This window comes from Lelliottia wanjuensis, from assembly GCF_030238365.1.
In the GTDB taxonomy this organism is placed as follows: domain Bacteria; phylum Pseudomonadota; class Gammaproteobacteria; order Enterobacterales; family Enterobacteriaceae; genus Enterobacter; species Enterobacter wanjuensis.
In genome coordinates, this window is sequence record NZ_JASSOT010000004.1 from 16,521 (window position 1) to 26,339 (window position 9,819).

The window sequence follows — 9,819 nt, forward strand, 5'->3', positions numbered from 1 at the left end:
CCGAATTTACTTACAATCTGGAGGACTTATGAGCCGCTATCAGCATACGAAGGGGCAAATTAATGACAATGCGATTGAGGCGTTGTTACACGATCCACTGTTTCGGCAGCGCGTCGAAAAGAATAAAAAAGGGAAAGGAAGTTATCTTCGCAAAGGGAAACACGGCAAGCGGGGTAACTGGGAGGCCAGTGGCAAGAAAGTGATTCACTTTTTTACCACTGGCCTTCTGGCTTTATGGGCCTGATTAAGGGCGACTGTTCTGCTCTTTTAACAGGTCGCGAATTTCAGTCAGCAGTACTTCTTCTTTGGTCGGTGCCGGTGGCGCAGCCGCAGGCTCTTCTTTTTTACGGTTGAGTTTGTTGATGAGTTTAATCGCCATAAAGATAGCGAAGGCCACGATCAAAAAGTCAAAAATGTTCTGAATAAATACGCCATAGTGCATCACAACAGCAGGGATATCGCCCTGAGCATCCCTGAGAGTGACGGCAAATTGTTTGAAATCGACTCCCCCAATTAACAGTCCTAGCGGTGGCATAATGATATCGGCAACCAAAGACGAAACAATCTTACCGAATGCCGCACCGATAATGACACCCACTGCCAAATCCACTACATTCCCGCGCATTGCAAATTCGCGAAATTCTTTAATAACACTCATTTTATTCTCCTTGAGCCAGCTAACGATCCTAAGTTTAACAAATCATTAGCTAATTTCCATTGAGGATAAATAATCGTTATGAAAACCTAAGCATTATAAAATAGAGGGTTAATAGAAAAAGGTGCCCAATTGAGCACCTTTAGCCATTACAGGAAGAAAGGGCTTGGCTGGAACAAACGTTCGACGTCGGTAATAAACTTTTTATCTGTCAGGAACATAATGACGTGGTCACCCTGTTCGATGCGCAAATTATCATTGGCGATCATGACATCATTCCCGCGTACCACGGCGCCGATAATCGTACCCGGTGGAAGTTTTATTTCATCAATGGAGCGGCCCACCACGCGTGAGGTCGTTTCATCCCCATGCGCTACGGCTTCAATTGCCTCAGCAACACCACGGCGCAGAGAGGATACACCCACAATGTCGGCTTTACGGACATGGCTAAGCAGCGCTGAAATAGTGGCCTGCTGCGGCGAAATCGCAATATCAATCACGCTACCTTGCACAAGATCGACGTAGGCCTTGCGCTGAATAAGTACCATGACTTTTTTAGCGCCCATGCGTTTTGCCAGCATGGCCGACATGATATTCGCTTCATCGTCGTTGGTGACGGCAATAAACAGATCAACTTGATCGATATGTTCTTCAGCCAGCAATTCCTGATCCGAGGCATCGCCGTAGAATACGATCGTATTCTGTAATTTTTCAGCCAGCTCTGCGGCGCGCTGCTGATCGCGTTCGATCAACTTCACGCTGTAATCTTTTTCCAGACGATGCGCCAGGCCAGCGCCGATATTCCCGCCGCCAACCAGCATAATGCGCTTATAGGGTTTTTCCAGGCGCTGAAGTTCGCTCATGACCGCGCGAATATGCTGTGACGCGGCAATAAAGAACACCTCATCGCCTGCCTCAACAATGGTCGAGCCCTGCGGACGAATAGGACGGTCATGGCGGAATATCGCTGCCACGCGGGTATCGATATGTGGCATGTGCTCGCGCATAGTGGATAACGCATTACCAATCAACGGGCCGCCATAATAGGCTTTCACCACGGCGAGGCTGACTTTACCTTCGGCAAAATTCACCACCTGCAGTGCGCCTGGGTACTCAATCAGACGGTAAATACTGTCGATCACCAGCTGTTCCGGGGCGATGAGATGATCAATGGGCACCGCTTCGGAATTGAAGAGCTTTTCTGCATCACGCACGTAATCCGGCGAGCGAATACGCGCAATGCGGTTTGGGGTGTTGAATAACGAATAGGCGACCTGGCAGGCCACCATATTTGTTTCATCAGAACTGGTTACGGCAACCAGCATATCAGCATCGTCGGCTCCCGCCTCGCGAAGGACGCGCGGATGCGAGCCGTGACCCTGAACCACACGCAGATCGAACTTATCCTGCAAACCGCGCAGACGATCGCCATTGGTATCAACGATCGTGATGTCGTTGTTTTCGCCCACCAGGTTTTCGGCCAGCGTTCCGCCGACCTGTCCTGCACCCAGAATGATTATCTTCATAGCTTGCGACCCGTTTTCAACATCACGCTTTGATTAGCTTAGCGTAAAAGAAGCCATCACCTTCTTCCGCTCCCGGCAGGTTTTGGATGCCAGGATTATCGGCTGTGCCTGTCGTGTGTAACGCGGCGTCAGAAGTTCGTTTCAGGAATGCCGCAATCTGCTGGGAATTCTCTTCCGGAAGAACAGAGCACGTTGCGTAGACCAGGGTTCCGCCAGATTTCAGATGCGGCCAGACGGCATCAAGAATCTCACTCTGCAGTTGGGCCAGCTCGCTGATATCACGATCCCGACGTAGCCATTTGATATCCGGATGACGACGAATCACACCCGTTGCGGAGCAAGGGGCATCCAACAGGATGCGATCAAATTTCTCGTCGCCGCACCACTCTGAAGGCGTACGCCCATCACCCTGTTTAACCTGAGCTTTAAGACCTAAGCGTTTCAGGTTGTCATAAACGCGGGAGAGTCGTTGCTCGTCCACATCGACAGCCAGAACGCTGGCCTGCGGCGCAGCTTCAAGGATATGCGTGGTTTTACCGCCAGGAGCGGCACAAAGATCCAGGATGCGCTCGCCATTTTGTGGCGCCAGATAAGTGATACATCCCTGCGCTGAAGCGTCCTGAACGGTCACCCAGCCCTGGTCAAAGCCAGGTAACGCCTGCACCGGGGCAGGGGAAGCCAGACGTACCGCGTCGGGATAGGCATCATGCGTAAAACCACTCATGTCTGCCTGTTCCAGCAGTGCCAGCCATTCATCGCGAGTATGGTGGATACGGTTAACACGCAGCCACATTGGTGGACGCTGATTATTGGCTTCAACAATGGATTCCCACTGCTGCGGATAGGCTTTTTTCAGGCGCTTAAGCAGCCATTCAGGATGGAGAAAACGCTGCTCGGACTGGCTGAACTCGGCAACCAGTTCTTCCTGCTGACGCTGGAACTGGCGCAATACGCCATTGATCAAGCCTTTCAACTGCGGACGTTTGATTGCGACCGCACCTTCAACGGTTTCAGCCAGCGCGGCATGAGGCGGAATGCGCGTATGGAGCAGCTGATAGAAGCCGACCATGATCAAATAATGGATGGTGCGCTGCTTGCCCGTCATTGGGCGGGACATCAGCTTGTTGATCAGCCACTCTTGCTGCGAGAGCGTACGCAGCACGCCAAAGCACAACTCCTGAAGCAGGGCTTTGTCTTTATCAGAAACTTTCTGCTGAAGCGGCGGAAGGATATTGCTCAGGGATTGACCCTGTTCGACCACTTTCTCAATGGCCTGTGCAGCCATGCTGCGAAGATTTTGTTTTTTCATAACCGCTAAAATAAAAATGCCCGGAAACTCCGGGCCTTAGGATTAAATGCACTCAGCCGAGATGCTTGCCCGGCGTAAACCATTCGCGACGGGAATTCAGCAGGTCCTGCGCGCTCATTGCCTTCTTACCGGCAGGCTGCAGCGACTCCAGATTCAGGATGCCATCAGTCGTAGCCACCTGAATTCCCTGTTTATTCGCGTCAATGATGGTGCCTGGCTCTGCATGAGATTTGCCATCAATCACCGACGCTTTCCAGATTTTCACCGGCTGATCGTCAATAGTCATCCAGCTCATCGGCCAGGGATTAAAGGCGCGAATGCAGCGCTCTAGCTGGGCAGCGGAAAGTGACCAGTCGATTTGCGCCTCTTCTTTACTGAGCTTTTCAGCATAAGTCACGAGGCTTTCATCCTGAACTTCAGGCTGAGTTTTGCCATCGGCAAGCTGCTGCAAAGTCTCAATGAGCCCCTGCGGACCCAGGTCTGCCAGTTTGTCGTAGAGCGTGGCGCTGGTATCTTCCGCAGCGATCGGGCATGCCAGCTTATACAGCATATCTCCCGTATCCAGCCCGACGTCCATCTGCATGATGGTGACGCCGGTTTCGCTGTCACCCGCCCAGAGCGAACGCTGAATAGGCGCCGCGCCGCGCCAGCGTGGAAGAAGAGAACCATGCACGTTGATGCAGCCGAGGCGAGGCATATCAAGAACCGCTTTTGGCAGAATCAAACCATATGCCACGACCACCATCACATCGGCATTCAGGTCTGCGACCAGCTGCTGATTTTCCTGCGGGCGTAAAGAAACGGGCTGGAAAACGGGCAAACCGTGCTCTTCCGCCAGGACTTTGACCGGGCTCGGCATGAGTTTCTTGCCGCGGCCAGCTGGGCGGTCGGGCTGAGTGAACACCCCAACAACCTGGTGGCCAGATGATAACAGCGCGTCAAGATGACGCGCTGCGAAGTCAGGAGTTCCCGCGAAGATAATACGTAGATTTTTAGACACGTTATTCCTTGTATCCGGGGATGTTATGCGCGGGTGCGCATACGATCCAGTTTCTCTACTTTCTGACGAATACGCTGCTGTTTCAGCGGAGAGAGATAATCGATAAACAATTTACCGACCAGATGATCCATCTCGTGCTGAATGCAGATCGCCAGCAGATCGTCTGCTTCCAGTTCAAACGGTTTACCCTCGCGATCGAGCGCGCGGATTTTCACTTTTTCTGCACGCGGCACTAAGGCGCGCTGTTCAGGAATGGACAGACAGCCTTCTTCGATGCCGGTCTCGCCGCTCTTCTCGAGCAGTTCCGGGTTAATCAGTACCAGGCGCTCTTCGCGATTCTCAGAAACATCGATCACGATAATGCGTTTATGGATATTCACCTGCGTCGCCGCAAGGCCAATGCCTTCTTCGGCGTACATCGTATCGAACATATCATCAACGATACGTTGAATTTCTGCATTCACTTCTTTTACCGGTTCAGCAACAATGCGAAGGCGCTCGTCCGGGATATGTAACACTTGCAAAACTGCCATAAATTTCCAGAGCCGTGTTCAGGAGTTGAAAAGATCATTACCTCTATTCTAGACAAATCCCCCTCTGATTGACAGCATCGCTGACCAATCGCAAAGATTGCTGAGGCTGCTTATGGCAGGGGAAAAGGATGACTTCCACAGAGATATGGTTACGGCTGATTAACATCGGGGATTTGTGTGGCGATGCCATGGTGATGGCTGCACAGCGTTTATTGCAAAGCGCAGAAATTGATGCTGCTGCTCTGGCAGAGGCTGGCCTGACACCCAAACGGGCTGCCAAATTCATGAACTTTAAGGCGGCGGAACTCGAACGTTCTCTGGAATGGCTTGAGCTGCCAGGGCACTACCTCATATCTGCGGATAATCCACGCTACCCTCCACAATTACGAACTCTGCCTGATTATCCTGGCGCGCTATTCGTTAAGGGCAATATCGAGGTTCTCGACAGCGTTCAACTGGCGGTGGTCGGAAGCCGGGCTCCCTCATGGTACGGAGAGCGGTGGGGCAGGATTTTTTGTGAGCATCTCGCCAAATCGGGATTCACCATCACCAGCGGACTGGCGTGCGGAATTGATGGCGTGGCTCATCGCGCAGCGCTCTCGGCTGTGGGGAAAAGCATTGCCGTTCTTGGCAATGGCCTGTTTAGCATTTATCCCCGCCGCCATGCCGCTCTGGCTGCCAGCATTATTGACGCCGGGGGAGCTGTCGTTTCTGAGTTTTCACTCGCTACTTCACCCTTTCCCGCTAATTTCCCGCGACGCAATCGCATTATTAGCGGACTGAGCCTGGGCGTACTGGTTGTCGAAGCGGCATTACGTAGCGGATCGCTCGTTACGGCCCGATGCGCGATGGAACAAGGTCGAGAAGTCTTCGCTTTGCCCGGCCCCATTGGCAACCCGGGTTGTGAAGGGCCGCACTGGCTCATTAAGCAAGGAGCGACGCCAGTGACCAGCCCGGAGGAGATCCTGGAAAATTTGCGATATGGGCTGCATTGGTTAGCAGATGAGCCTGAAAAATCACTTTATTCATCAGATCAGGAGGAGGTGGCATTGCCATTTCCTGAGCTCCTGGCTAACGTAGGAGATGAGGTAACACCTGTTGACGTTGTCGCTGAACGTGCCGGCCAATCTGTGCCTGTGACGGTAGCACAGCTACTCGAACTGGAGTTAGCAGGATGGATCGCAGCTGTACCCGGCGGCTATGTCCGATTGAGGAGGGCAAGCCATGTTCGACGTACTGATGTATTTGTTTGAGACTTACATCCATAACGAAGCTGAAATGCGCGTGGATCAGGACCGACTGACGCGAGATCTTACCGATGCAGGATTTGAACGGGAAGATATCTATAACGCGTTAATGTGGTTAGAAAAGCTGGCTGATTATCAGGAAGGCCTTGTCGAACCCATGCAGCTCGCTTCCGATCCTCTGTCTGTGCGTATTTTTACGGCTGAAGAGTGTGAAAGGCTGGATGCCAGTTGCCGGGGATTTATCTTATTCCTGGAGCAGATTCAGGTGCTAAACCTCGATACCCGAGAAATGGTGATAGAGCGCGTCATGGCGCTGGATACAGCAGAATTTGAACTGGAAGACCTCAAGTGGGTGATCCTGATGGTTCTGTTTAATATTCCAGGCTGCGAAAATGCCTATCAGCAAATGGAAGAATTACTCTTTGAAGTGAATGAAGGTATGCTGCATTAATCCATCAATGTAGCTCCAAGAGTTGTTATGGCCAAATCAGCACTGTTTACGGTGTCTAATAGCGAGCCCTGCCCACAGTGTGGGGCTAATCTTGTCATCCGGTCCGGGAAACACGGTCCGTTTCTCGGTTGTTCACACTATCCAGAATGTGATTATGTCCGTCCCCTGAAGAGTCAGGCGGACGGACATATCGTTAAAATTCTGGAGGGACAAATGTGCCCGGTCTGTGGCGCTGCTTTGGCTCTACGACAGGGGCGCTTTGGCATGTTCATCGGCTGTAGCCACTACCCTGAATGCAGCCATACAGAGCAGATTGATAAACCCGACGAAACCGCGATTGCTTGCCCTCAGTGTCAAGAAGGACAGCTGGTGCAGCGTCGTTCCCGCTTCGGTAAAACCTTCCATTCCTGCGATCGCTATCCTGAATGCCAGTTCGTTATCAATCTCAAGCCGGTGGCGGGGATTTGCCCTCACTGCGATTATCCCCTGCTCATCGAGAAGAAAACGGCACAGGGCGTTAAACTCTTCTGTGCCAGTAAACAATGTGGAAAGCCGGTCTCGGCGGATTAAACCTGTGAAGAATAAATTAACATCGGACTCCATGGCCCGTGCGCTGGAAGTCCTGAGAAACGAAGAAGTCATCGCCTATCCAACGGAAGCTGTGTTTGGGGTTGGATGCGATCCTGACAGCGAAACGGCCGTTACTCGTTTATTAGAATTAAAGCAAAGACCGGTCGAGAAAGGACTGATTTTAATTGCTGCCAGCTTCGAGCAGCTCAAGCCCTATATTGATGATTCGATGCTGAATCAGGCGCAGCGCGAGACCATTTCCGCGGCATGGCCAGGTCCGGTCACCTTTGTTTTCCCGGCGCAGCCTACGACACCGAGTTGGCTGACGGGGCGCTTTGATTCTCTTGCTGTGCGTGTTACCGATCATCCGCTGGTGGTTGAACTCTGCCAGACTTTCGGTAAACCGCTGGTTTCGACCAGTGCTAATCTGACTGGACTGCCACCTTGCCGTACATCGCAAGAGGTGCTGGCCCAGTTTGGTGATGATTTCCCGGTGGTGATCGGTGAAACCGGTGGCCGTCTGAATCCGTCTGAAATCCGTGATGCATTGACCGGCGAGCGCTTTCGCCAGGGGTAATATGATGGATAAGTTCGCCGTATTTGGTAATCCAATTGCTCACAGCAAGTCGCCGTTCATACATCAGCAATTTGCGCAGCAGCTGCAAATTGATCACCCTTATGGCCGCGTTCTGGCGCCAGTCGATGACTTTCTTCCGACGCTGGATGCTTTTTTTAACGGTGGCGGGAGAGGGGCAAATGTCACCGTCCCCTTTAAAGAAGAAGCCTTTGCCCGAGCGGATGAACTCACTGAGCGAGCATCTCTGGCGGGGGCGGTGAACACGCTCAAACGTCTGGAAGACGGGCGCCTGCTGGGTGACAACACCGATGGTATTGGTTTGTTAAGCGATCTCGAAAGGCTCTCTTTTATTAAGAAGGGATTTCGTATTTTGTTGATTGGCGCGGGTGGGGCCTCTCGCGGTGTGTTGTTGCCGCTCCTCTCTCTGGATTGTGCCGTCACGATCACGAATCGCACGTTTTCCCGCGCACAAGATCTGTCCAGGCTATTTGCCCATACGGGCAGTGTGAGTGCTGTAGCAATGGATGATCTGGACGGACATGAGTTCGATCTTATTATTAATGCCACCTCCAGCGGTATCGGTGGTGAAGTGCCCGCGATCCCTTCTTCTATAGTGAGTCCGCACATTTATGCCTACGACATGTTCTATCAAAAGGGGAAAACCCCTTTTCTGAACTGGTGTGAAGATCGTGGCGCAAAACATCTGGCTGACGGTCTAGGAATGCTGGTGGGGCAGGCAGCACATGCGGTCTTGCTCTGGCATGGCGTATTACCTGAAGTCGAACTGGTGATTGAAAAGCTGAAACAGGAATTGCTGGCATGAATCAGGCGATTCAGTTTCCCGACAGGGAAGTGTGGGATGAGGGCAAACAGGCGGTCTGTTTTCCGGTATTAGTTAACGGCGCGCAATTGACCTGTGCTATTACGGGCGAGTTATTACTTAAACGGTTTGGCGGGACGAACCCTCTGGACGTGTTCAGGGATCATCGCTGGGATCTGGAAGAAGAAGCCAGCGATATGATCCGTAATGAACAGGAAGACGATCAAGGCTGGGTGTGCTTTTCCTGAGCCAGATAGTCGTCTTTCCATTTGACGTAATTATTTGCGGAGTACTTCAGTCCTTCGATCTCCGCCTCTTTCAAAGGGCGGATCTGTTTTACCGGACTGCCTAAATAGAGAAAGCCACTTTCCAGACGTTTGTTTTGCGGGACCAGGCTACCTGCGCCGATCATCACGTCGTCTTCTACTATTACCCCGTCCAGCAGAATAGAACCCATCCCCACAAGGACGCGGTTGCCAATCGTGCAGCCGTGTAACATCACTTTATGGCCGACGGTGACATCCTCTCCAATAATGAGGGGATTGCCTTCTGGGTTGTAACTCGATTTATGGGTCACATGTAGAACGCTTCCATCCTGAATATTAGTGCGCGCACCGATTGCCACGTAATTCACATCACCTCGGATCGCGACCAGCGGCCAGATACTGACATCATCATCCATTCTGACATCACCAATGACCACACTGCTGGCATCGATCATGACGCGAGCCCCGATTTTTGGGAACAGATCTTTATAAGGACGGAGTACTGCGGACATATCAACCTCGACTGGTGAGCTTATACAGAAGACCATGATCCTATTATGCCGCACCAGCAGGGGTTAAATGCGTCAATTTTTAAGCAGATCGGGCAGGATCTCGTCGATAAGAGTGGAAAAGCAGCAGTCAGGAAAAAAGATCTAAAAAACGCTTGTGCTAAAAACTGGGATCCCTATAATGCGCCTCCATCGACACGGCAGATGTGAATCACTTCACACTAACAGGCGGGTCGGTTGAAGAGAAAAAATCCTGAAATTCAGGGTTGACTCTGAAAGAGGAAAGCGTAATATACGCCACCTCGCAACGGTGAGCGAAAGCCGCGTTGCACTGCTCTTTAACAATTTATCAGACA

13 protein-coding genes are annotated in these 9,819 nt (G+C 51.8%); 7 read left to right on the forward strand and 6 right to left on the reverse strand.

The genetic code is table 11. From position 1 onward, the window contains the following. Positions 1 to 28 precede the first annotated feature (28 nt). The gene (arfA, locus tag QQF33_RS02695; protein WP_282491543.1) at positions 29 to 244 is read left to right on the forward strand and encodes an alternative ribosome-rescue factor ArfA; all 216 of its coding nucleotides are present in this window, start codon (positions 29 to 31) and stop codon (positions 242 to 244) included. On the opposite strand, the gene mscL is transcribed toward arfA, so the two are convergent. The 5 genes from mscL to def form a co-directional block, all read right to left on the reverse strand. After that, a complete protein-coding gene (gene mscL / locus QQF33_RS02700) occupies positions 245 to 658 on the reverse strand; it encodes a large-conductance mechanosensitive channel protein MscL (protein ID WP_282491544.1) in 414 nt (137 codons plus the stop codon). It lies immediately after the preceding gene. A 146-nt stretch (positions 659 to 804) separates the two neighbouring features. After that, complete coding sequence (gene trkA / locus QQF33_RS02705) at positions 805 to 2,181, reverse strand: Trk system potassium transporter TrkA (protein WP_095283659.1); 1,377 nt, start codon at positions 2,179 to 2,181, stop codon at positions 805 to 807. A 22-nt stretch (positions 2,182 to 2,203) separates the two neighbouring features. Then, entirely contained in the window at positions 2,204 to 3,490 is a 1,287-nt protein-coding gene (gene rsmB, locus QQF33_RS02710) for a 16S rRNA (cytosine(967)-C(5))-methyltransferase RsmB (protein ID WP_285148657.1), read from the reverse strand. 52 nt (positions 3,491 to 3,542) lie between these two features. Further along, positions 3,543 to 4,490 carry a methionyl-tRNA formyltransferase gene (fmt, locus tag QQF33_RS02715; protein WP_285148656.1) on the reverse strand — a complete coding sequence of 316 codons (948 nt, stop codon included), beginning with the start codon at positions 4,488 to 4,490 and terminating at the stop codon, positions 3,543 to 3,545. Between the two features lie 23 nt (positions 4,491 to 4,513). Next, on the reverse strand, positions 4,514 to 5,023 hold the full coding sequence (gene def / locus QQF33_RS02720) for a peptide deformylase (RefSeq protein WP_282491547.1): 510 nt from the start codon (positions 5,021 to 5,023) through the stop codon (positions 4,514 to 4,516). A gap of 128 nt (positions 5,024 to 5,151) precedes the next feature. Between def and dprA the strand changes: the two genes are divergently transcribed. The 6 genes from dprA to QQF33_RS02750 are packed head-to-tail and all read left to right on the forward strand — an operon-like array spanning position 5,152 to position 8,936. Next, a complete protein-coding gene (gene dprA, locus QQF33_RS02725; RefSeq protein ID WP_285148655.1) occupies positions 5,152 to 6,276 on the forward strand; it encodes a DNA-protecting protein DprA in 1,125 nt (374 codons plus the stop codon). Then, positions 6,248 to 6,721 carry a DUF494 family protein Smg gene (gene smg / locus QQF33_RS02730; protein ID WP_095283654.1) on the forward strand — a complete coding sequence of 158 codons (474 nt, stop codon included), beginning with the start codon at positions 6,248 to 6,250 and terminating at the stop codon, positions 6,719 to 6,721. The genes dprA and smg overlap by 29 nt, the downstream gene beginning before the upstream one ends. Positions 6,722 to 6,748: 27 nt before the next feature. Then, positions 6,749 to 7,291 (forward strand): DNA topoisomerase family protein, encoded by a 543-nt coding sequence (locus QQF33_RS02735; protein WP_285148654.1) that lies wholly within the window; start codon positions 6,749 to 6,751, stop codon positions 7,289 to 7,291. A gap of 31 nt (positions 7,292 to 7,322) precedes the next feature. Then, a complete protein-coding gene (gene tsaC, locus QQF33_RS02740) occupies positions 7,323 to 7,868 on the forward strand; it encodes an L-threonylcarbamoyladenylate synthase type 1 TsaC (protein WP_285148695.1) in 546 nt (181 codons plus the stop codon). 4 nt (positions 7,869 to 7,872) lie between these two features. Then, complete coding sequence (gene aroE, locus QQF33_RS02745) at positions 7,873 to 8,691, forward strand: shikimate dehydrogenase (RefSeq protein ID WP_285148651.1); 819 nt, start codon at positions 7,873 to 7,875, stop codon at positions 8,689 to 8,691. Then, on the forward strand, positions 8,688 to 8,936 hold the full coding sequence (locus QQF33_RS02750; RefSeq protein WP_285148649.1) for a DUF1488 family protein: 249 nt from the start codon (positions 8,688 to 8,690) through the stop codon (positions 8,934 to 8,936). Before aroE ends, QQF33_RS02750 begins: the two co-directional genes overlap by 4 nt. Here the strand turns inward: QQF33_RS02750 and QQF33_RS02755 are convergent. Then, positions 8,912 to 9,466, reverse strand: a complete 555-nt coding sequence (locus QQF33_RS02755; protein ID WP_282491552.1) for a gamma carbonic anhydrase family protein — start codon at positions 9,464 to 9,466, stop codon at positions 8,912 to 8,914. The two genes, QQF33_RS02750 and QQF33_RS02755, sit on opposite strands and share 25 nt — an antisense overlap. Between the last annotated feature and the right edge of the window lie 353 nt (positions 9,467 to 9,819).

Bases quoted from the DNA above. Each gene is read 5' to 3' on its own strand.
- aroE (WP_285148651.1), top strand. From the start codon at position 7,873: ATGGATAAGTTCGCCGTATTTGGTAATCCAATTGCTCACAGCAAGTCG.
- arfA (WP_282491543.1), top strand. From the start codon at position 29: ATGAGCCGCTATCAGCATACGAAGGGGCAAATTAATGACAATGCGATT.
- QQF33_RS02750 (WP_285148649.1), top strand. From the start codon at position 8,688: ATGAATCAGGCGATTCAGTTTCCCGACAGGGAAGTGTGGGATGAGGGC.
- QQF33_RS02735 (WP_285148654.1), top strand. From the start codon at position 6,749: ATGGCCAAATCAGCACTGTTTACGGTGTCTAATAGCGAGCCCTGCCCA.
- tsaC (WP_285148695.1), top strand. From the start codon at position 7,323: ATGGCCCGTGCGCTGGAAGTCCTGAGAAACGAAGAAGTCATCGCCTAT.
- rsmB (WP_285148657.1), bottom strand. From the start codon at position 3,490: ATGAAAAAACAAAATCTTCGCAGCATGGCTGCACAGGCCATTGAGAAA.
- QQF33_RS02755 (WP_282491552.1), bottom strand. From the start codon at position 9,466: ATGTCCGCAGTACTCCGTCCTTATAAAGATCTGTTCCCAAAAATCGGG.
- trkA (WP_095283659.1), bottom strand. From the start codon at position 2,181: ATGAAGATAATCATTCTGGGTGCAGGACAGGTCGGCGGAACGCTGGCC.
- dprA (WP_285148655.1), top strand. From the start codon at position 5,152: ATGACTTCCACAGAGATATGGTTACGGCTGATTAACATCGGGGATTTG.
- def (WP_282491547.1), bottom strand. From the start codon at position 5,023: ATGGCAGTTTTGCAAGTGTTACATATCCCGGACGAGCGCCTTCGCATT.
- mscL (WP_282491544.1), bottom strand. From the start codon at position 658: ATGAGTGTTATTAAAGAATTTCGCGAATTTGCAATGCGCGGGAATGTA.
- smg (WP_095283654.1), top strand. From the start codon at position 6,248: ATGTTCGACGTACTGATGTATTTGTTTGAGACTTACATCCATAACGAA.